The organism is Microbacterium sp. KRD172 (genome assembly GCF_017168295.1).
GTDB classification, from domain to species: domain Bacteria; phylum Actinomycetota; class Actinomycetes; order Actinomycetales; family Microbacteriaceae; genus Microbacterium; species Microbacterium profundi.
The window spans coordinates 2,231,353-2,251,685 of record NZ_JABFAS010000002.1; the positions used below are offsets into that span (position 1 = coordinate 2,231,353).

The 20,333-nt window shown below is 68.1% G+C and carries 24 protein-coding genes; 11 read left to right on the forward strand and 13 right to left on the reverse strand.

Annotation, left to right across the window (positions count from 1 at the left end; translation table 11 throughout):
• Window positions 1-61 precede the first annotated feature (61 nt).
• Window positions 62-1,078, forward strand: a complete 1,017-nt coding sequence (locus tag J1M43_RS11130) for an endonuclease/exonuclease/phosphatase family protein (protein ID WP_206476711.1) — start codon at window positions 62-64, stop codon at window positions 1,076-1,078.
• Window positions 1,079-1,172: 94 nt separating this feature from the next.
• On the opposite strand, the gene J1M43_RS11135 is transcribed toward J1M43_RS11130, so the two are convergent.
• Window positions 1,173-1,562, reverse strand: coding sequence for a DUF3054 domain-containing protein (locus J1M43_RS11135; protein WP_206476712.1), 390 nt, complete (start codon window positions 1,560-1,562; stop codon window positions 1,173-1,175).
• Between the two features lie 36 nt (window positions 1,563-1,598).
• Here J1M43_RS11135 and J1M43_RS11140 point away from each other — a divergent pair, with 36 nt between their 5' ends.
• Window positions 1,599-3,011 (forward strand): aminopeptidase P family protein, encoded by a 1,413-nt coding sequence (locus J1M43_RS11140; RefSeq protein WP_206476713.1) that lies wholly within the window; start codon window positions 1,599-1,601, stop codon window positions 3,009-3,011.
• A complete protein-coding gene (locus J1M43_RS11145) occupies window positions 3,008-3,649 on the forward strand; it encodes a YdcF family protein (RefSeq protein ID WP_234001393.1) in 642 nt (213 codons plus the stop codon). Before J1M43_RS11140 ends, J1M43_RS11145 begins: the two co-directional genes overlap by 4 nt.
• A 4-nt stretch (window positions 3,650-3,653) precedes the next feature.
• On the opposite strand, the gene J1M43_RS11150 is transcribed toward J1M43_RS11145, so the two are convergent.
• On the reverse strand, window positions 3,654-4,301 hold the full coding sequence (locus tag J1M43_RS11150; protein WP_206476714.1) for an alpha/beta family hydrolase: 648 nt from the start codon (window positions 4,299-4,301) through the stop codon (window positions 3,654-3,656).
• Window positions 4,302-4,370: 69 nt separating this feature from the next.
• A complete protein-coding gene (locus J1M43_RS11155; RefSeq protein ID WP_234001392.1) occupies window positions 4,371-5,159 on the reverse strand; it encodes a general stress protein in 789 nt (262 codons plus the stop codon).
• Window positions 5,160-5,226: 67 nt separating this feature from the next.
• On the opposite strand from J1M43_RS11155, the gene J1M43_RS11160 reads away from it, so the two are divergent.
• The 4 genes from J1M43_RS11160 to J1M43_RS11175 are packed head-to-tail and all read left to right on the forward strand — an operon-like array spanning window position 5,227 to window position 8,736.
• Window positions 5,227-6,495 carry a magnesium transporter MgtE N-terminal domain-containing protein gene (locus tag J1M43_RS11160; protein ID WP_033104790.1) on the forward strand — a complete coding sequence of 423 codons (1,269 nt, stop codon included), beginning with the start codon at window positions 5,227-5,229 and terminating at the stop codon, window positions 6,493-6,495.
• Window positions 6,495-7,046 carry a DUF1003 domain-containing protein gene (locus J1M43_RS11165; protein ID WP_033104791.1) on the forward strand — a complete coding sequence of 184 codons (552 nt, stop codon included), beginning with the start codon at window positions 6,495-6,497 and terminating at the stop codon, window positions 7,044-7,046. Before J1M43_RS11160 ends, J1M43_RS11165 begins: the two co-directional genes overlap by 1 nt.
• Window positions 7,043-8,182, forward strand: coding sequence for an Mrp/NBP35 family ATP-binding protein (locus tag J1M43_RS11170; RefSeq protein WP_033104792.1), 1,140 nt, complete (start codon window positions 7,043-7,045; stop codon window positions 8,180-8,182). Before J1M43_RS11165 ends, J1M43_RS11170 begins: the two co-directional genes overlap by 4 nt.
• Before the next feature lie 50 nt (window positions 8,183-8,232).
• Window positions 8,233-8,736: a YcxB family protein gene (locus J1M43_RS11175; protein WP_206476715.1), complete on the forward strand. Its 504-nt coding sequence runs from the start codon at window positions 8,233-8,235 to the stop codon at window positions 8,734-8,736.
• Window position 8,737: 1 nt separating this feature from the next.
• On the opposite strand, the gene J1M43_RS11180 is transcribed toward J1M43_RS11175, so the two are convergent.
• The gene (locus J1M43_RS11180) at window positions 8,738-9,172 is read right to left on the reverse strand and encodes a Sec-independent protein translocase TatB (protein WP_206476716.1); all 435 of its coding nucleotides are present in this window, start codon (window positions 9,170-9,172) and stop codon (window positions 8,738-8,740) included.
• 91 nt (window positions 9,173-9,263) lie between these two features.
• Between J1M43_RS11180 and J1M43_RS11185 the strand changes: the two genes are divergently transcribed.
• Window positions 9,264-9,899: an O-methyltransferase gene (locus tag J1M43_RS11185; protein WP_033104795.1), complete on the forward strand. Its 636-nt coding sequence runs from the start codon at window positions 9,264-9,266 to the stop codon at window positions 9,897-9,899.
• A gap of 64 nt (window positions 9,900-9,963) precedes the next feature.
• On the opposite strand, the gene J1M43_RS11190 is transcribed toward J1M43_RS11185, so the two are convergent.
• From J1M43_RS11190 to dapE, 3 genes are all read right to left on the reverse strand, one after another.
• On the reverse strand, window positions 9,964-10,131 hold the full coding sequence (locus J1M43_RS11190; RefSeq protein ID WP_084595462.1) for a DUF3117 domain-containing protein: 168 nt from the start codon (window positions 10,129-10,131) through the stop codon (window positions 9,964-9,966).
• 93 nt (window positions 10,132-10,224) lie between these two features.
• On the reverse strand, window positions 10,225-11,442 hold the full coding sequence (locus J1M43_RS11195) for a hypothetical protein (RefSeq protein WP_033104796.1): 1,218 nt from the start codon (window positions 11,440-11,442) through the stop codon (window positions 10,225-10,227).
• Window positions 11,424-12,497 carry a succinyl-diaminopimelate desuccinylase gene (gene dapE, locus J1M43_RS11200; RefSeq protein ID WP_206476717.1) on the reverse strand — a complete coding sequence of 358 codons (1,074 nt, stop codon included), beginning with the start codon at window positions 12,495-12,497 and terminating at the stop codon, window positions 11,424-11,426. Before dapE ends, J1M43_RS11195 begins: the two co-directional genes overlap by 19 nt.
• Before the next feature lie 58 nt (window positions 12,498-12,555).
• Here dapE and dapD point away from each other — a divergent pair, with 58 nt between their 5' ends.
• Both dapD and J1M43_RS11210 read left to right on the forward strand, forming a co-directional pair.
• On the forward strand, window positions 12,556-13,509 hold the full coding sequence (gene dapD, locus J1M43_RS11205; protein WP_206476718.1) for a 2,3,4,5-tetrahydropyridine-2,6-dicarboxylate N-succinyltransferase: 954 nt from the start codon (window positions 12,556-12,558) through the stop codon (window positions 13,507-13,509).
• 237 nt (window positions 13,510-13,746) lie between these two features.
• A complete protein-coding gene (locus J1M43_RS11210) occupies window positions 13,747-15,186 on the forward strand; it encodes a DEAD/DEAH box helicase (protein ID WP_084595464.1) in 1,440 nt (479 codons plus the stop codon).
• A gap of 83 nt (window positions 15,187-15,269) precedes the next feature.
• Here J1M43_RS11210 and J1M43_RS11215 read toward each other — a convergent pair whose 3' ends face one another.
• From J1M43_RS11215 to J1M43_RS11240, 6 genes are all read right to left on the reverse strand, one after another.
• A complete protein-coding gene (locus J1M43_RS11215; RefSeq protein ID WP_084595466.1) occupies window positions 15,270-16,565 on the reverse strand; it encodes a citrate synthase in 1,296 nt (431 codons plus the stop codon).
• A 182-nt stretch (window positions 16,566-16,747) separates the two neighbouring features.
• Window positions 16,748-17,860: a succinyldiaminopimelate transaminase gene (dapC, locus tag J1M43_RS11220; protein ID WP_033104798.1), complete on the reverse strand. Its 1,113-nt coding sequence runs from the start codon at window positions 17,858-17,860 to the stop codon at window positions 16,748-16,750.
• Between the two features lie 6 nt (window positions 17,861-17,866).
• Window positions 17,867-18,187, reverse strand: coding sequence for a ferredoxin (gene fdxA / locus J1M43_RS11225; RefSeq protein ID WP_033104799.1), 321 nt, complete (start codon window positions 18,185-18,187; stop codon window positions 17,867-17,869).
• 9 nt (window positions 18,188-18,196) lie between these two features.
• Window positions 18,197-18,580 (reverse strand): histidinol dehydrogenase, encoded by a 384-nt coding sequence (locus J1M43_RS11230; protein WP_206476719.1) that lies wholly within the window; start codon window positions 18,578-18,580, stop codon window positions 18,197-18,199.
• 41 nt (window positions 18,581-18,621) lie between these two features.
• A complete protein-coding gene (locus tag J1M43_RS11235) occupies window positions 18,622-18,936 on the reverse strand; it encodes an AzlD domain-containing protein (protein WP_033104800.1) in 315 nt (104 codons plus the stop codon).
• Window positions 18,933-19,646, reverse strand: coding sequence for an AzlC family ABC transporter permease (locus J1M43_RS11240; protein WP_052166678.1), 714 nt, complete (start codon window positions 19,644-19,646; stop codon window positions 18,933-18,935). The genes J1M43_RS11235 and J1M43_RS11240 overlap by 4 nt, the downstream gene beginning before the upstream one ends.
• Before the next feature lie 96 nt (window positions 19,647-19,742).
• Between J1M43_RS11240 and J1M43_RS11245 the strand changes: the two genes are divergently transcribed.
• On the forward strand, window positions 19,743-20,291 hold the full coding sequence (locus J1M43_RS11245) for a helix-turn-helix domain-containing protein (RefSeq protein WP_033104801.1): 549 nt from the start codon (window positions 19,743-19,745) through the stop codon (window positions 20,289-20,291).
• The last annotated feature ends 42 nt before the right edge of the window (window positions 20,292-20,333 follow it).

The following is a 20,333-nucleotide window of genomic DNA, read 5'->3' on the forward strand; positions in this document are numbered from 1 at the left end:
GCCGCGACGCGCAGGTCGTCGGACCAGACGATTCACAGTGTGCGGCCGTAGGCTCTGGGGGATGTTTCGACTCCTGGGGATCCTGCTGACGGTACTGTTCGCGATCGCGACCGCGATCGTCGTCTGGCCGCAGTTCTTCCAGCTCGAGCAGACCTTCCCGTTCGCACAGCTCGTCGCCGTGCGCGGTGCGGTGCTGGCTGGTCTGCTCGCGATCGCCGTGCTGTCTCTCCTGCTGCTGTTCGCCAGGCCGCTGCGAGGATTCGCGGCGTCCATCCTCATCGTCGCCCTGCTCGGGTCTGCGGCTATCGCCGGGATCGGCGCGCTGCGGGGCTTCGGGACCGGTGAACTTCCGGCGAAGAGCGAGGCGAGCGTCCGCGTGCTCACTTGGAACACCGCGGGAGAGGCCGTTTCGGCCGAGACCATCGCCGATGCGATCCTGACTCAGGAGGTCGACGTCGTCACGCTCCCTGAGACCGCGGAATCCGTGGGCGAGCGCATAGCGGTCATGCTGCGTGAGCAGGGGCGCCCGATGTGGGTCCACCACGTGCAGTTCGGCGAGGTCCCGAACGGTCCGCAGGCCTGGGAGACCACGATCCTCGTCTCCCCTGAGCTGGGCGACTACTCGGTGATCGGGTCGTCGGCGGACGGCAGCAGCAACACCAGCTCCGTGCCGAGCGCGGTCGTGATGCCGGTCAACGGCACGGGACCGACCATCGTGGCCGTGCACGCGGTCGCGCCGCGCGTCGACGCGATGGAGCGCTGGCAATCCGACCTGAGCTGGATCGCCGATCAGTGTCCGGCGGGCGATTTCATCCTCGCCGGTGACTTCAATGCGACGATCGACCACATGGCCTCGCTCGGAGTGGACGGCGGCGACATGGGCTACTGCCGCGATGCGGCGAGCCGAACGGGCACCGGAGCCACAGGCACGTGGCCGGCGTCGTTCCCCGCGCTGCTCGGCGCGCCGATCGACCGCATCATGGCGAGCCAGAACTGGGAGCCGACCGGGTCGCTCGTGCTGGACGCCGCCGGCAGCGATCACCGCGCGCTCGTCGTGCAGCTCGATCCCGCGGGCTGAGTCCGCCGGTGTCCGGCTGCATGACTCCGGAGAACTGCCCCGAATCCAGCCGTAGCTGCGTCAACCGAACCGGATCCGCCTAAAAGCTCCGGAGTTATGCAGAGCGATGACTCTGCATCCGGCGCGCAATGGCCACTACCGCCCGCCATCCGATCAGGAACAGCGCCAGCGTCAAGGTCGCGACGATCATGAAGGCGATCGCGGTCCCCTGCCCGCTCAGTGCACGCAGCACCAGCCCCACGACCACCGTGACGGCCCAGATGACGACGCCCGGCAGCATCCGATCCGCATGCGTGCGCCGGAGCAGCATCACCGCATGCGCGGCGAGCACGGCGACGAGGAACGGCCACATCGTGTTGAGGAGGCCTGGAACGTCGCTGAACACGCCCTCGGCATGCGAGAGCCGACCGATCACGCAGAACACCGCGACGAGGATCACGTCGATGACGATGGTGAGGGCGATGGGCATGCGAGGCGCAGTCATGTTCCCCAGCCTAGGTCGGAGTGAGAGACTGGATAGATGAACACCGGAGAGAGCGACACGATCGCCGAGGCCCCCGTCACGAACCGCAAGCAGCCCTTCCCCCGCGGATTCCTGGACACGATCTCGACCGGCTGGGCCGAGCGTCCTGAGTTGATGCCCGCTGCCCGCCCCCAGGCCGCGTACGCCGCCGTCCGGCGCGCGAAGGTGTCCGCAGCATTCCCCGGCAAGCGCCTCGTCATCGAAGCGGGCTCGCTCAAGCAGCGCAGCAACGACACCGATTACGTGTTCCGCGCGCACTCCGCATTCGCGCACCTGACCGGGTGGGCCGCCGACACCGAGCCGGACTCCGTGCTCGTGTTCGAGCCGCGTTCCTCAGAGGCAGCCGATGACGGTCACGACGTCACCCTGTACTTCCGCGAACGCGCGGACCGCACCACGACCGAGTTCTACGCGGACGCCACGGTAGGCGAGTTCTGGATCGGCCCTCGGCCGTCACTCGCCGGCGTCGCCGCAGATCTGGATGTCGCGACCGATCACCTCACCGCCTTCGAGGCCGGCGCAGACGATGTCGTCCTCGGTGATGCCGAGCTCGATCGGGTCGTGTCCGAGCTGCGTCTCGTGAAGGACGAGTACGAGGTCGCCGAGATGCGCCTGGCTGTGGACATCACCGCCCGCGGTTTCGACGACATCATCCACGCGCTGCCGGATGCCGCGAAGCACGCCCGCGGCGAGCGCGTCGTGGAGGGCGTCTTCCACCGTCGAGCGCGCGAGGACGGCAACGGCGAGGGATACGACACGATCTCCGCATCCGGTCCGCACGCCTGTTATCTGCACTGGACGCGCAACGACGGCGCCGTGGTGCCCGGCGACCTGATCCTCGTGGATGCCGGAGTCGAGGCCGACAGCCTCTACACCGCCGACATCACGCGCACGCTGCCCGTGAACGGAACCTTCGACGACGTGCAGCGCAAGGTGTACGAGACGGTGCTGGAGGCTGCGGATGCCGCGTTCACCGTGGCACGCGTCGGAGTGAAGTTCCGCGAGGTGCACGAGGCTGCGATGAAGGTCATCGCGACGCGCGTGGCCGAGTGGGGCGTGCTGCCGGTCAGCGCCGAAGAGGCGCTCGATGCGGATGCCGGCGGCCAGCACCGCCGCTACATGGTGCACGGCACTTCGCACCACCTGGGCATCGACGTGCACGACTGCGCGCAGGCGCGCCGCGAGATGTACTACGACGGGGTGCTCGAAGCAGGCATGGTCTTCACGATCGAGCCCGGCCTGTACTTCCAGATCGATGACCTCACTGTTCCGCAAGAGCTGCGAGGCATCGGCGTGCGGATCGAGGACGACATCCTCATGACCGAGGACGGACCGGTGAACCTGTCCGCCGGCATCCCGCGCACCGTGGATGACGTCGAGGCGTGGATCGCGCGGGTGCAGCAGGCTTGAGTGCACAGCGCGACCGCTTTCGTCGGCTGTTCCGGGCCGGGTTCACGACGTACACGGCGTTCGCGGTCTGGGCCGAGTTCGTGCACTGGCGCTCCAGCAGGCGAATGCTGGGCACCGCGCCTGGTGCGGCTGAGCTGAAGAGTCGGGCGGGTACGGAGGCCGTGGTCGTGCTCGGCTACGGCAACCGCGGCGCGCGTGCGAACTTCGTCAACCGCTACCGCGTGCGCGCCGGCATCCGCTCGATCGACCGCACTTCCGACAGCGTGCTCGTTCTCTGCGGCGGAACTGTGCACAGCAAGGTGGCCGAGGCTGAGCTGATGGAACGCTTCGCCCGCGACGAGCTCGACTACACCGGACGGATCCTGTTGGAATCGGACAGCCGTTCGACCTGGCAGAACGTCGAGAACGCGATCGGGCTCATCGAGCACGCCGACGTCATCAAGATCGTCTCGAACTCTCCGCACGCCGAGGTGGCTCGAGAGTATCTGTGGCAGCAGCGTCCGGATCTCGCCGAGCGGCTGGTCCGTGCCGACGAGCACCGTTTCGGCGAGATCGTGCCGATGAAGATCGGTGCTGCGCTGCGGTTGCTGCTGTTCCGCTTGAAGGAGCGGGCGGCACGCGTCCGGCTCAGTCCATGAGAACTCAGGCGTCGGCGAACGCCGCCACGATCGGTGCCAGAGACGCGGCCACGACCTCGGGCGGGCGCTTGTTGCCCATCACCTCGAACGAGTGACCGCCGCCGTCGATCCATTCCACCCGCGCGTCGCTGCAGCTCTCGACAGCCTCTTCGAACTGAGACAGGGGTTGGATGAACGGATCGTTCGAGCCCTCGATGAACAGCTGCGGCACGGTGATCGAAGGCAGATGCTCGGTGCGCGGCTTGTCGGGTCGACCAGGCGGATGCAGCGGATAGCCGAGGTAGATCAGCCCGTCGACGTCCATGCCCTCGGCGACCGCCATCGACGCCATCCGGCCGCCGTAAGACTTGCCTGCCGCCCATAGGGAGGCATCCGGGGCGAGCGAACGCGCGTGCGCCACCGCCGCCCGCCACGTCGCGATCGCGTGTGCTGCGGGTCCCGGCATCCGCCTGCCCTGCTCCCGGTACGGGAAGTTGAACCGCAGGGTCGAGAAGCCGGCCGCGTTCAGCGCGTCGGTGAAGCCGGTGAGGAACGGGTGCTCCATGCCGGCGCCGGCGCCGTGCGCCACGACGACTGTTCCGCGACCCGATGCCGGTGCCCACAGCGCCGAGACGGTCGCCGCACCGTTCGGCAGCTCGACCTCGAAGTTCACGACCGGATGTACGCGATCGCGAACGGCTCCTGGAGCACTGCCTTCACCGTGGTGCTCCCGGGGCGCCGGTCAGGCCCTGTCACGGGGACCCTCGTCGTCGGACTTCGACTCAGAGGCCGGCTGGGTGTCTTCTGCGGCCTCCTGCGAATCGGCGGGCGCAACCGGCGTCGACGGCTCCACTCGCTCACCGTAACGCGGAGCAGAATCCGCTCGCGATGCGGCGGAGTGCCCATCCGGCGCCGGATCCGCCGGGCGCGGCGGAATCACGTGCCCGCCGATGCGCTCCCCTTCGGCACCGTCGCGCACTGCGGTCGTCTTCTCCGACCCCGCCTCGACGCGCTCCCCGTACCTGGGCGGCTCGTCGAGATTCACCGGGGGCTTGACCACGGTCGTGCGCTGATCGCCGACGACCTCGCGCGCCTTCGCCAGCGACGTCGGCAGCACCGTCACCTCGTAGTGGTCTGCGGCGAGCTGTGTGACGCTCGCGAAATCGCGGCGACGGCGCACGATCGCATACGTGATGAGGCTCATGATCATGCCGAGAGCGACGCCGATGAACACGAATCCGACGAAGAGCTGGATGGGTGCATCGGGGTTGCCGATCACGAGGATCGCCGAGAGCAGCAGACCGATGAGCACGCCGTTCACGGCGCCGGAGCGGGCGGCCGCTGCGTATCCGAGCCGGCCGGTGATGCGCTCGATCGTGCGCACGCCCTGTCCCACGATCGCGATGTCGCGTGCGGGTACCTCACCGGCGATCAGTTTCGACACCGTCTTCTGCGCTGCCTCGTAGTCGCGGACGGACGCGACGGTCTCCCCCACGGCTTTACCGGCGGCTGGGCGGTTCAACATGCTCATGTGCCCATTGTTCCACGCGGTGCCCTGACAAGCCCGCGATCCGCAGGTCGGAGGCTACGCTGGGAGCGTGAGCACACAACGGGTTTTCGTCGCGCGCCTGGCCGGGTGCGCAGTCTTCGACCCCGTCGGCGACCGGCTCGGCAAGGTCCGGGATGTCGTCATCGTGTACCGAAGTACGGCCTCCCCGCGCGTGATCGGCCTCGTCGTCGAGATCCCGGGCCGCAGACACGTGTTCATGTCGATCGGACGGGTCACCTCGATCCGGTCGGGACAAGTACTCACCACCGGTCTCATCAACGTGCGCCGTTTCCAACCCCGCCCCGGCGAAGTCCGCGTGCTCGCCGAGTTGCTCGGTCGCCGTGTCGAGCTCGCCGACGGCACCGGCAGTGCGGTCATCGAAGACGTCGCGATCGAGCCCAACCGCCTGGGCGAGTGGAACGTCAGCCAGCTGTTCCTGCGCAAGCCGAAGACCAGCGCCTCACCGTTCGCCAAGGGACCGACGACCTTCGCCGCATGGAACGAGGTCGCAGAGAAGCGCGCGCCTGGCGAGTCGCAGTCCGCCGAGCAGCTCGTCGCCTCGTACTCCGAACTGCACGCCGCCGACCTCGCGACGACTCTGCTCGATCTGCCGCAGCAGCGCATGATCGAGGTGGCCGGCGAGCTGCCGGACGACCGTCTCGCTGACGCGCTGGAGGAGATGCCCGAAGACGAGCAGGTGCACATCCTCGACGGCCTCGGCGACGAACGCGCCGCAGACATCCTCGACCAGATGGAGCCGGACGACGCGGCCGACCTGCTCGCGCAGCTGCCGAAGACGCGCCTCGAGCAGCTGCTCGGACTCATGGAGCCGGAGGAGGCCGAAGACGTCCGCACGCTGCTGCGCTACGGACCCGACACTGCCGGTGGTCTGATGACGACCGAGCCCATCATCCTCTCCGCGGACGCCACCGTCGCCGAAGCCCTCGCCCTGATCCGCCGCCATGAACTGCACCCGGCACTGGCCGCAGCGGTGTTCGTCACTCTTCCGCCGTTCGAGACGCCGACCGGTCGGCTGCTGGGCGTCGTGCACTTCCAGCGGATGCTGCGCTACCCGCCGCACGAGCGTCTCGGCGCGATCGTGGACGAGACGATGGAGCCGATCTCGGTGACGGCATCCGCCATCGACACGGCCCGTCTGCTGGCGAGCTACGACCTCGTCTCCCTCCCCGTCGTGGACGCCGCCAACCGCCTCGTCGGCGTCGTCAGCATCGACGACGTGCTCGACTATCTGCTGCCGGATGACTGGCGCACCCAGGACGCCGACGAAGACGCAGTGGCAGAAGGAGGCGCGCGATGATGGCCAGGGCCGACCGCTCCGCGCTCGACGCTCCGCTCGGACGCGGATCCACGCGCCAGCGACCCACCTCCCGAGACCGCTTCGGCCGGTTCACCGAATGGGTCGCCCGTGCCATGGGCACACCGGCGTTCCTGCTGATGCTCACGCTGTTCTGCGTTGCATGGATCCTCTGGAACACGCTGATGCCGGATCCGTTGCGCTTCGATGCCGCCGCGCTGGGCTTCACCGCTCTGACTCTGATGCTCTCGCTTCAGGCGTCGTACGCCGCTCCCCTCATCCTTCTCGCACAGAACCGTCAGGACGATCGCGACCGGGTGCAGATCGAGCAGGACCGCCAGCGCGCCGAGCGCAATCTCGCAGACACCGAGTACCTCGCCCGCGAGATCGTCGCGCTGCGCATGGCGCTCGAAGAACGCAACAATCAGGCCGTGACGCGGGATGTCCTGCGCGCGGAGCTCAAGTCGCTCCTGGCCGATCTCGACGACGAGCGTGAGGACGATTCCGCCGCGGGCAATGGTGCCGCCCCCACCCGGAACAGTCCGCGCACATGAGCCTCGCAGAACGCGTGCGTCAGGCGGTCGCCGCAGTGACCGATCCCGAACTGCGGCGGCCGATCGGTGATCTCGACATGCTGCGCGAGATCACCGTCGTCGACGAGCATGCCCAGGTCGGCATCGCATTGACGATCGTGGGATGCCCGGCCTCGGACCGAATCGAGAGCGACGTGCGCCGTGCCGCAGCATCCGTCGTGGGCATCTCCGACGTGACCGTCGAGCTCGGGGTGATGACGCCCGACGAGCGCAAAGCGCTCACCGAGAAGCTCCGGGCGGGCAGGCCGGCGCGGCAGATGCCGTTCGGCCCCGACTCGCTGACACGCGTCATCCTCGTCTCCAGCGGCAAGGGCGGCGTCGGCAAATCGACCGTCACCGCGAATCTCGCAGTGGCACTGGCCGCACAGGGTCTCGCCGTAGGTCTGGTCGACGCCGACGTGCACGGGTTCTCGATCCCCGGGCTGCTCGGCATCCCAGCCGGCACGCAGCCGACCCGTATCGACGATCTGATGCTGCCGCCGGTCGCGCACGGCGTGAAGACCATCTCGATCGGGATGTTCCTGCGCGACGGCGAAGCGGTCGTCGCCTGGCGCGGCCCGATGCTGCACCGCACAGTGCAGCAGTTCCTGACCGACGTGCACTTCGGCGACCTCGACGTGCTGCTCATCGACATGCCACCCGGCACCGGCGACATCGCGATCTCGATCGGCCAGATCCTCCCGCACGCCGAGGTCCTCGTCGTCACGACGCCGCAGGCGGCGGCATCCGATGTCGCGATCCGCAGCGGGCTGGTGGCCAGGCAGACCGGTCAGCGCGTGATCGGCGTGGTCGAGAACATGGCGGCCTTCACGCTGCCAGACGGAACCGTCGTCGATCTGTTCGGCTCCGGCGGGGGCGTCGAGGTGGCCGCCGCGCTCTCGGTCCCCACGTCCGGCGCCGACCAGAGCGCCGAGGTTCCGCTGCTCGCGTCGATCCCGCTCAGCCCCGCTCTGCGCACCGGCGGCGACAGGGGTATTCCGGTCGTTCTCGGGGACCCGGCGGACGCTGCGGCGCAGGCGATCCAGTCCCTGGCCGATACGATCGCACACCGGGGCCGTGGGCTCGCAGGCAGATCGCTGCCGATGTCGCTGTCGTGAAGAGATGTCGCTGTCGTGAAGAGATGTCGCTGTCGTGAAAGACTCGTGACGTGACCAGCGCCCCCTCTCCCCGCTCCATGCGCGTCGATCCGGAGCTGCTCCGGGGCATGTCCGCCGACGCGACCGTCTACTCGCTGACCCGTCCGCTCGCACTCATCGCGTACACCGCGCTGATCGCCGCCTTCGTCCTCAACGCCATCGTGCTCTCGATCGTCAGCGGAGTCGACGAGGAGCAGACGACCACGCTGACCTGGACGCTCGTGGCGATCGCGGCCTTCGCCATCGCGTCGATCCTGTTCACACGCGCTCAGGTGCGCAGGGCCATCATGACGGCGATGCCGTCCGGCTCGACGGTGGGGGTGAGTCTGGGTGATGAGACGATCACGCTGTTCGCGAAGAACGGCGTCTCCGACATGGCCTATTCCACATTCCGCGCGGTGCGCGTGGGCAGGCACGCGGTGATCCTGCTGCTTCGCGGCGCCTCCATCGTCACAGCCGTGCCACGAGCCCTGCTGAGCGACGCGGACATCGCGCAGCTCAAGGCGAAGATCTGAGTCAGGTCGCCTCGAGGTCGAACGGCGGAGGCGCCTCGCTCGTGAACGCCGGGCGCACCATCGGCGAACGCGGCGGGTCGAGCAGAGGCGTCGCGGCACTCGCCGCCACCGCGGCGGTGCCTGATGCCACCGCGGCGGTGCCTGCTGCCGCCGAAGCGGTGGCTGCTGCTCCGGAGGGCGCATCGTCCATCAGCGCGTCGCGGATGATCCTGCGGGGGTCGTACTGACGCGGGTCGAGCTTGCGCCAGTCGACGTCGTCGATCTCCGGACCGATCTCGTCGCGCATCTTGCTCTTGGTGTCGCGGAGGTACTCACCAGCTCTGCGGACGAATCCCGCGAACGTCTCTGCCGCCTTCGGCAGGCGCTCAGGACCGATGATGACCGCAGCGATCACACCGATGAGCAGAAGCTTCTCGAAGGTGAGACCGAAATCCATGTACACAGGCTACTACTCGCCGCGCCTGCCTCGCTCTGGTAGCGCTTGCGAATACTCTGGGCAGAGCAGCAAATCCATTGGGAGCAGGGTCATGAGCGAGAACGACGCGAACGCACGCTACATCCGCGAGGCCATCATCGAGCCCGCCGCGATCGCGCGTGCTCGATCGCACGCGCTCGAGCTGGGCGCGGCGCCGGTGAGCCCGGCCATCGGCGCTCAGCTGGCATTGCTCGCCGCTGCCTCCAACGCCCGCTCGATCGTCGAGATCGGCACCGGCGCAGGTGTCTCCGGGCTCTGGCTGCTGCGTGGCGCACCGCAAGCCGTGCTCACGTCGATCGACAATGAGCCGGAACATCTGGCCGCTGCACGTCGCAGCTTCAGCGAGGCCAAGATCGCACCGACCAAGGCACGCTTCATCACCGGCCGCGCCTCCGATGTGCTGCCGCGCATGAACGAGGCCTCGTACGACATCGTCCTGGTCGACGCCGACGCGGAGAACGTCATCGAGTACGTGGAACACGGATTGCGACTTGTGCGTACCGGCGGCATCGTGCTCGTCCCCCGCGTTCTCGCCGGCGGCAAGGCAGCCGACCCGGTTCAGCGCGACGCCGTCACGAGCGCGTACCGCTCGCTTGTGCAGGAGACCCAGGAGTCCCCCGCAGTGCTCGCCGCGATCTCGACCGTCGGCGAGGGCCTGCTGCAGCTCGTCAGCATCCACAGGGACTGACTCCGACAACCACGAAGGGGCGACGGATCGATGATCCGCCGCCCCTTCGAAGTGAAATCGGAAGTCAGCTCACGACGCCTGCCAGCACGTCGTGCAGCTCCTTCGCTTCGGCATCGTTCACGGAGACGACCAGACGGCCGCCACCTTCGAGGGGAACGCGCACGATGATGAGTCGCCCCTCCTTCACGGCCTCCATGGGTCCGTCTCCGGTCCTCGGCTTCATCGCTGCCATCGTGACTCCTTTTCCTCCGGTGGTATGCATCAAGTTTATCGGTATGCTTCCGCCTCGGTGCGCACGGCGGAAGAATACGTCATGAACGCGAGGTCACGGGACCTGCCAGTACGTGTTCCCGAGCGCATACATGTGGTAGATCCACACCCACTGGCCGAGAAGACACAACGCCAGCACGCTCAGCCGATACAGCCGTGACCGAGGCACCGCGACGGCTGCCCACAGCGGTGTGAGCGGCATCAGCAGCCGGAACGTGCTCGACTGCGGGAAGAAGACCGCGAGCAGGTAGAGCAGATAGCTCGCGCTCCACAGTCGCAGGTCGACCCCGATCCTGCGTACCTGCGGCGCGAACAGCAACGCGGCAGCACTCCCGCCGACGAACATCAGCAGCACGACCGGCCCCCACCACGCGGGCATCCCCCACTGGGCGAACCAGAACTGCGCGGCCTGCCACCAGCCCTCGAACGGGATGAAGCCTTCGGCGTCGATCCCCCAGTTGCGACGCCAGCTGAGCTCGGTCGCGAGGTATGCGCCGGGATCTCCTGTGACGAGGCCGGCGATCGTCTGCCATGCGAACCCGGTCGCCGTCGCCAGCGCACCGAGCGCGATGATGTGGACGACCTCGCGTGGCGGCAGCGGGTCCGCGCGGCGGCGCACCCACCTCAGGATGCCGTAGAGCCCGAGATACAGTGCGAAGGCGAGCACGCCAGGACGGGTGAACGCCATGAGCACGACGACGAGGTAGAGCCAGCCGAATCTGCGCCGCGCGAGAAGATCGAGCGCGATCAGCAGCAGCAGCACGAACAGCACCTCGGCGTAGCCCACCTGGAACAGCGCCGCCAACGGCCCCCATGCGAAGAATGTCGCAGCCCACAGCGCCGCCGAGTCGCCGATGCGGCGATGCAGCAGCCGGTAGAGCATCACGCACGCGAAGAAACCCGCGACGAGCGAGATCAGCAGCGCACCGGCACCCCAGGATCCGAACGGCATGCCGATGATCTGCGCCGCGTATGCGTAGAGCGGCATGAACGCCCAGGCGTTCTCGGCGACCTGACCGGACTCCGTCAGCGGCAGGACGGACGGATACCCCTCCCACGCGACCAGCCAGTACCACTGCGCGTCCCAGCCGAGGATGAAGCTCCCGATGGTGGCGTCAGCGCCGAAGCGCGAGCCCGGACCGGACAGCTCGGCGGCGATGGCCAGGAATCCCGTGGTCACCAGACGTCCGAGAACGTAGATGACCGCGATGCGCAGGATGACCGGGATGTTCGCCCACCGCCGCGCGGCCGTGATCACGGCGCGGTGAGCCACGCCCGCAGTCCGTGCTCCACCGCGTCGATCTGGGCGAGCGGCACTCGTTCCTCGTCGTGGTGCGCGAGGTGCGGATCGCCGGGCCCGTAGTTGACAGCGGGGATGCCCATGGCGGAGAAGCGCGCGACATCCGTCCATCCGTACTTGGGTCGCGGCTCGGCTCCGACGGCAGCGACGAACTGCTGGGCGATCGGGGCATCGAGGCCGGGCCTGGCGCCCTCGGCGGAGTCGGTGATCTCCACCTCGAACCCCTCGAGCACGCCGCGCACGTGCGCCGCGGCGTCCGCGGCGGTCTTGCTCGGCGCGAACCGGTAATTGATCTCGACCTCGCAGAGATCCGGGATCACGTTGCCGGCGACGCCGCCGACGATGCGGACCGCGCTGAGGCTCTCGCGGTAGGCGAGCCCCTCCACCGTGACCTCCTTGGCACGGTACTCGGAGAGGCGGGAGAGGATGGGCGCTGCGCGGTGGATCGCGTTCTCGCCGATCCACGCGCGCGCGCTGTGCGCGCGGACGCCGTGGGTGCGCACGATCGCGCGGAGGGTGCCGTTGCATCCGCCCTCGACCTGGCCGTTGGACGGCTCACCGAGAATCGCGAAGTCGGCCGCGAAGAGGTCGGGACGATCGGCTGCGAGCAGGTTCAGTCCGTTGAGGGATGCGGCGACCTCTTCGTTGTCGTACCACATCCAGGTGATGTCGACCACGGGAGCGGTGAGTTCGGCGGCGAGCTTGAGCTGCACCGCCACGCCGCCCTTCATGTCCACGGTGCCGCGTCCCCAGAGGTACGGAGCACCGTCGATGTCGACCTCGCGCGTAGGCACGTTGTCGTTGATGGGGACCGTGTCGATGTGACCTGCGATCACGACGCGCTGCGCGCGGCCCAGGTTCGTACGCGCGACGATCGTGTTCCCGTGCCGGATCACCTCGAGGTGATCGTACGGTGCGATGGAGGCCTCGATCATGTCGGCCAGCGCAGCCTCATCGCCGGAGACGCTGGGGACGTCGCAGATCGCGCGGGTGAGATCGACGGATGAGGCGGTCAGATCGAACAGCATGCCCTCCAGCGTAGCCTTCGCGCCGATGTGCATTCGGAAGTTCGGTAGCGTTGGTGCCATGAGCAACGCGCGCACCGTCTGGGGTATCGGCCTGACCACGATCGCCGGCGACGGCACTGTCCTGGATGCCTGGTTCCCCGAGGTCTCCGCCGGCGACCTCGACGCTGCGGATGCCGCGGCAGCCGCCATGACCTGGGAGGCGCTGGCAGGGGCCGACGACCGGCGCAACGTGCGCACCGAACTCGTGCAGCTGCAGGTCGATCTCGACCAGGCTCCGGCTTCCACTGCCGACGCGTATCTCCGGCTGCACGCGCTGTCGCACCTCGTGGTGCGCCCGAACGAGCTCAATCTGGACGGCATCTTCGCGCATCTGCCGAACGTCGCGTGGACCACGGCCGGCCCGATGCTCCCGGCCGATGCCGCGCGGCTGCGTCCGCTGCTGCAGCGCCACGGCATCCAGGTGCAGGGCCTGGACAAGTTCCCGCGGCTCACCGACTACGTTCTGCCCGCCGGCGTCCGCATCGCCGACGCCTCCCGCGTGCGCCTCGGCGCATACCTCTCGCCCGGGACCACCGTGATGCACGAGGGCTTCGTCAATTTCAACGCCGGCACTCTCGGCGCCTCGATGGTCGAAGGCCGCATCTCACAGGGCGTCGTGGTCGGCGAAGGCAGCGACATCGGCGGCGGCGCATCCATCATGGGCACGCTCTCCGGCGGCGGCAGCGTACGTGTCTCGATCGGTGAGCGCACCCTGCTGGGCGCGAACGCGGGCCTCGGCATCGCTCTCGGCGACGACTGCATCCTCGAAGCCGGGGTGTACCTCACCGCCGGATCCAAGGTCGTGCTGGTCGACGGTCCGAACACGGCCGACGGCGGCAAGCGCGTCGTCAAGGCCGCAGAACTGTCCGGGGGGAACGGCCTGCTGTTCTGGCGCAACTCGGTCTCAGGTGCTATCGAGGCGAAGCAGCGGACGGGTGTCGGCGTCACGCTGAACGAGGCACTGCACGCCTGACAGACGCGCCAGAACGGCGTGCATGCAGCTTCGGGCATGCATCCCTGGTAAGGTGGAAGAGTTGTCCAGATCGACTTGAGGCAACTGCGTCGTCGTCACGGGGTCTTCCCAGACCGTAGCGAGCTCAACAGCTCCTCCACCAGTTGGCGTTTCGAACGGCGAACCTCTGCGCACTTCCTGTGCGCGGTCGCCCATCACACGAATCAGACGCGATCACACGCGTCATGGAGTACTTCTATGCCTACCTTCCTCGAACTCGGCGTGCCAGCGCCCCTCGCTTCGGTCCTCGCCGCTGAAGGCAAGACCGAGGCGTTCGCCATTCAGCGCGACACGCTTCCCGACTCGCTCGCCGGACGCGACCTCCTCGGTCGCGGCCGCACCGGCAGCGGAAAGACCATCGCCTTCGCGATCCCGCTGGTGGCGAGCCTGATCTCCTCCGGCCGCAAGAGCCGTCCCGGCCACCCCCGCGGCCTGGTGCTCGCACCGACCCGCGAGCTCGCCACACAGATCGCCGCCGTCGTCGCGCCGCTCGCCGAGGCCGTCGGCCTCCGCGTCACCACCGTGTTCGGCGGTGTCAGCCAGCGTCCGCAGGAGCAGGCGCTGCGCAGCGGCGTCGACATCGTCGTGGCCTGCCCCGGCCGCCTCGAAGACCTCATGAAGCAGAAGGTCGTCTCGCTCGATTCGGTCGAGGTGGCGGTGCTCGACGAGGCCGACCACATGGCCGACCTCGGCTTCCTGCCCGGCGTGACCCGCATCCTCACCGCGACCCCGGCCGGCGGCCAGCGTCTGCTCTTCAGCGCGACGCTCGACCGCGGCATCGATTCGCTCGCCAAGCGCTTCCTCTCCAACCCGGTCAGCCACGAGGTCGACGAGTCCAGCGTTCCCGTCGGCGAGATGACCCACCGTGTGCTCGTCACCACTTCGACCGAGCACAAGACGGGCCTCGTCCGCGATCTCGCCTCCGGCACCGGTCGTCGCATCCTCTTCACCCGTACCAAGCACCAGGCGAAGAAGCTGGCCAAGCAGCTCACGGCCGCCGGCATCCCCGCTGTCGACCTGCACGGCAACCTGTCGCAGAACGCACGTGAGCGCAACCTCAGCGCGTTCTCGGCCGATCCGGCCGACGGTGGCGTGCGCGTGCTCGTCGCGACCGATGTCGCCGCGCGTGGAGTGCACGTCGACAACGTCGACCTGGTCGTCCACGTCGACCCGCCCATGGAGCACAAGGCGTACCTGCACCGCTCAGGCCGTACCGCACGCGCGGGTGCCGCAGGCACCGTCGTCACCGTCGTGCTGCCCGAGCAGCGCCGCGATGTGAAGGATCTCCTCCGCAAGGCCCAGATCACTGCAGCGTTGGAAGACGTCAACGCGGGCATCGTGACCGAGCTGGTCGGAGAGCGCGCCGCACACGTGCGTCCTGCTCCCCCGCAGCCGGTGCAGCAGCAGCAGCCGAAGAAGGCCAGGCAGCCGCAGCAGAGCGGCGGACCTGCCTCCGGTTCGCCGGCGCGCCGTCGCCGGCGTCCGCAGGGCCAGGGCAGCCAGGGCCAGTCCGCGGCTCAGGGCGACAGCCAGCGCTCCGGGCAGCAGGGTCAGCGCTCGCGCGGCCTGCAGGTCGGCCAGCGCGTCGACACGCGAGGCTCGCGCCGCGCACAGGGCGGCGGATTCCAGGGCCGCTGAGCCCCGCCAGCACCTGCCTCACCGCACATGCGAAAGGCCCCGAACTCCTCTGGAGAGGATTCGGGGCCTTTCGCGTACGCGCCTCAGCGGATCGGGAACTGACGCTCCGGAGACCCGGTGTACAGCTGCTGCGGGCGGCCGATCTTGGTCTGCGTGTCGAGGTTCAACTCGCGCCACTGCGCCAGCCACCCCGGAAGGCGGCCGATCGCGAACAGCACGGTGAACATGCGCGTCGGGAAGCCCATGGCCTTGTAGATCACGCCGGTGTAGAAGTCGACGTTCGGGTACAGACGACGTTCCTTGAAGTAGTCGTCCGCGAGGGCGAGCTCTTCCAGTTCCTTGGCGACGTCGAGCAGCGGGTCGGTGACGCCGAGCTCGCGGAGGACCTCGTCGGCGGCTTCCTTGACGAGCTTGGCGCGAGGGTCGTAGTTCTTGTAGACGCGGTGCCCGAAGCCCATCAGCTTCACGCCGTCTTCCTTGTTCTTCACGCTCTCCACGAAGCGCGAGACGCTCTGACCGGAGTCGCGGATCTGTCCGAGCATCGTGAGGACGGCCTCGTTCGCGCCGCCGTGCAGCGGGCCGGAGAGCGCCTGGATGCCGGCGGAGATCGACGCGAACTGGTTCGCTCCGGTCGAGCCGACCATGCGCACGGTCGAGGTGGAGGCGTTCTGCTCGTGATCTTCGTGCAGGATCAGCAGCAGCTCGAGCGCCTTCGACATGACCGGATTGATCTCGTAGGGCTCCGAGTGCACGCCGAAGTTGAGCTTGAGGAAGTTGTCGACGAAGCTCAGCGAGTTGTCCGGGTAGAGGAACGCCTGCCCGACGCTCTTCTTGTGCGCGTACGCCGCGATAACGGGCAGCTTGGCGAGCATGCGCACCATGTTGAGCTCGACATGCTCGGGATTGTTCGGGTCGGTCTGGCCCTCGTAGTAGGTCGAGAGCGCGGCGACAGCCGACGACAGCACCGACATCGGGTGAGCCGTGTGCGGCAGCGCCGAGAAGAAGTGCTTCAGATCCTCATGCAGGAGAGTGTGGCGACGGATGCGGTCATCGAAGTTCGCCAACTCGTCAGCGGAGGGCAACTCGCCGTAGATGAGCAGCCAGGCGACCTCGAGATAGCTGCAGTTCTTCGCGATCTGCTCGATCGGGTAACCGCGGTAGCGCAGGATGCCCTTGTCGCCGTCGATGAACGTGATCTCCGACTTGGTGGATGCCGTGTTCACGAAGCCGTAGTCGAGGCCGGTGTATCCGGTCTGCTTCGTCAGCGTCGAGAAGTCGATGCTGTCGTTGCCCGCCGTGCCACGAAGTACTGGGAATTCCGCTGTGGTTCCACCGATCGTGAGAGTCGCCTTCGCCTGCTGATCTCCCGCTGCACTCACGCGGTCCTCCTTGTACGTTGACTCGACCTGTCGATCTGATTCGCCGTTGGTCGAACTATCGAGCGGCGATGCATGGCGCTGCGCGCCTGGCCGGATCTCGACCGAATCGCCTTTACAGCCTAGTCGTCGTATCGGCCTACTGTGACATCCGCCAAGAGATGGCGAGCGGTTACCGTGGGAACCTACAGAGAAGCTCCGCGCAACCGCGCTGCCCCTGCTGCGACCCGCTCGAGCGGCGCCGTCAGAGACAGCCGCACGTGCTGACCGGAATCGGCGCCGTAGAACGGACCCGGTCCCGCCAGGATGCCGAGGTCGGCGAGGCGCCCCATCGACTCCCAGGCATCCTGGCCCTCGGTCGCCCACAGATACAGTCCTGCTTCCGAGCCGTCGATCCGGAACCCGGCCGCCTGCAGCGCGGGGCGCAGCAGGTCGCGCCGTGCGCGATAGAGCTGCTTCTGCGCGGCGACGTGCGCGTCGTCCCGCAGTGCCACCGTCATGGCCTGCTGCACCGGCGCCGGCGGCATGAGTCCGAGGTGCTTGCGAGCGGTGAGCAGATCGCCGACGACGCGCGCGCATCCGGCGACGAAGGCGGCACGGTAGCCGGCGAGGTTCGACTGCTTGCTGAGCGAGTAGACGCTGAGCAGGTTCTTGCGCGAACCGTCCGTCACACGGGGATCGAGCACCGAGGGCACCGGCTCTTCGGCCCACTGGCCGTCCCACCCGAGCTCGGCGTAGCACTCGTCGCTCGCGAGCACAGCACCCAGCTCACGGGCGCGACGCACGGCGACCGCGAGCTCTTCGACCGTCCAGGTGCGTCCGTCCGGATTCCCGGGGGTGTTGATCCAGATGAGCCGCGCACCCTCGGGCCAAAGAGCAGGATCGTCCTCGGCGACCGGCGTCGCGCCCGCGACGCGCGCTCCCACCTCGTATGTCGGGTACGCCACGCGTGGGAACACGACGATGTCCCCCTCGCCGAGTCCGAGCAGGGTGGGAAGCAGCGCGACCAGTTCCTTCGAGCCGATCGTGGGCATGACGTTGTCGACCCTCAGGTCCGGCACACCGCGGCGCCGTGCGTACCAGTCGACGATCGCCTCGCGCAGTGCAGGAGTGCCGACGGTCTGCGGGTATGCGTGCGCGTCGGTCGCGTCGGCGAGCGCCTTGCGGATGATCTCGGGCGTCGGGTCGACCGGAGAGCCGATCGAGAGGTCGACGAGACCATCCGGATGCTGTGCTGCGCGCTCTCGGTAGGAGACGACCGCATCCCAGGGGTAATCGGCCAGGTCGTGGACGCCCACGCTCCGCTACTCGCCCTGCGGGGGAAGAGCGGCGATGATCGGGTGGTCGTACTTGATGACGCCGATCTTGGCCGCGCCTCCAGGAGATCCGACCTCGTCGAAGAACTCGACGTTCGCCTTGTAGTAGTCGGCCCATTCCTCAGGCAGGTCGTCCTCGTAGTAGATCGCCTCGACGGGGCACACCGGCTCGCACGCGCCGCAGTCCACGCATTCGTCGGGGTGGATGTACAGCGATCGCTCGCCCTCGTAGATGCAGTCAACGGGGCACTCGTCGATGCAGGCACGATCCTTGACATCGACACAGGGAAGAGCGATCACATACGTCACGCCTTCAGTCTACGGCCCGTCGGCTGTGGTCCGCCTCGGCAAGCGCTTGAGGTCCGGCCACGCGATCACGAGCAGCGCGATGCCGGCGACGAGATAGATCCAGATCTGCCCTATCGGCGTGTTCGGCACGATGACGGAGCCCCCGGGACCCGGACCGGAGATGATCATCACCATCCCCAGCATCCCGAGCGCCGTTACGACAGTCGCTCCACGATCGTGCGTCAGTGCTCGCACCGCGATGAGCAGCGCCGCGCATGCGATGGCCGCCACGATCATCCCGACCGGGATCACTCCCCACATGAGGCTGTGGGCGATGGTTCCCGCGGTCCCGTACACGACGCCGACGAGCGCGGCGGCGAGCCAGGCGAGTCCTCGGGAGATCCAGTTCGGCACTCCCCCACTTTACGCGTTCGCACCGTCGGGCCGAACACGCCTCAGGCGGCCCAGCCGACCAGACGCAGCAGCGCCGCGACGGCCGCCGCCGCGATCACCACCACCAGGAATGATTGGCGCAGGTACAGCAGCCCCGCGGCGACCAGAACGGCGGGGATCCGGGCGTCGACCACGACCGCCTGCCCGCTCCCCAGCGTCTGCACCGCGACGAGTGCGGCAAGCAGCGCGACCGTCAGCAGGTCGGAGATCCGCGCGGGACGCGGTGCCTCGAGATAGTGGGCGGGGATCAGATAGCCGAACGTCTTCAACGCGACGCAGATGCAGGCCGCGAGCAGCACGGCGCTCCAGACGCTCACGTACTCACCTCCGTCGCCGTACCGGATGATCGGACGTCGTCACGCCCCAGCCAGTTGAACCAGCCGACCACGATCGCGACGACAGCCGCCACCAGCACCGGCAGTCCTGGCATCATGACGGGCGTGAGGGATGCTGCGATCACCGCTGCGGCCACACCGACGGCGATCGCCTGCCGCTGCTTCAGCCGCGGCCACAGCAGCGCGAGGAAGGCGGCAGCGGCCGCGGCATCCAGTCCCCAGGACTTGGGGTCACCCAACACATCGCCGAGGAGTGCACCGAGGAGCGTCGTGATGTTCCAGCCGATGAAGACGCCGAGTCCCGTGACCCAGAAACCCAGCCGGCTCAGCGCGGGGGTCGCCTGCGAGATCGCGACCGCCGTGGATTCGTCGATCGTCACCTGCGCCGCGGCGGTGCGGCGCCAGAAGCCGCTTCCGATGATCGGCGACATGCGCATGCCGTAGGCGAGGTTGCGCACGCCCAGCAGGGCGGCAGAGGCGATCGCCGATGGCAGAGCCGCCATGCCGCCCGCACCGAACACGCCGATGAACGCGAACTGCGACCCGCCCGTGAACATGAGAAGGCTCAGCACACTGGTCTGCCAGATGTCGAGTCCTGATGCCACCGCGAGGGCACCGAACGAGATGCCGTAGGCGCTCGTGGCGACGGCGACGCCGAGCCCCTCGCGCCAGACCTCGCGCCGCTGTGACATGGATGAATCCCGTTCGCTTCAGTGAACACCTGACGACCATTCTGAACACTTCGGCCCCGCTAGTCAAAGCGAACGATCGTTTGGCATACTGAACGCATGGAAGATCTGGGATCGCGCATCGGACGAGCGCTTCGCCGCGAGCGCGAATCCGCCGGCATCAGCATCTCCGAGCTGGCGCGGCGCGCAGGCATCTCGAAGGCGACGGTCTCGCAGCTGGAGAACGGCACAGGCAACCCCAGCGTCGAGACCCTGTGGGCCCTCGGCGATGCGCTCAGCATCCCGTTCGCCGTCCTCGTCGACCAGCAGGCGCACGCGCCGACGCTGATCCGCGCAGACGAACTCGACGCAGTGCCGTCTGCCGCGGCGCCGTACAGCGCGACGCTTCTCTCCGCGAGCCCGCCAGGGGCCAGGCGCGACCTCTACGTGATCCGGGCCGAGCCGGGCGAACCGCGACGCTCGATGCCGCACCACAACGGCACTACCGAGCACGTCATCCTCATGACCGGTGCTGCCCGGATCGGCCCTGCTGACGCTCCGGTCGATCTCTCCCCGGGTGACTACCTGTCGTATGCGGGCGATTCACCACACGTGTTCGAGGCGCTCGAGCCCGGCACGAGCGCTGTGCTGATCTCGGAGCTCCGCTGAGCAGCATCCGTCTCGCCGTCATCCCGCGCGCCCGCCTGTCTA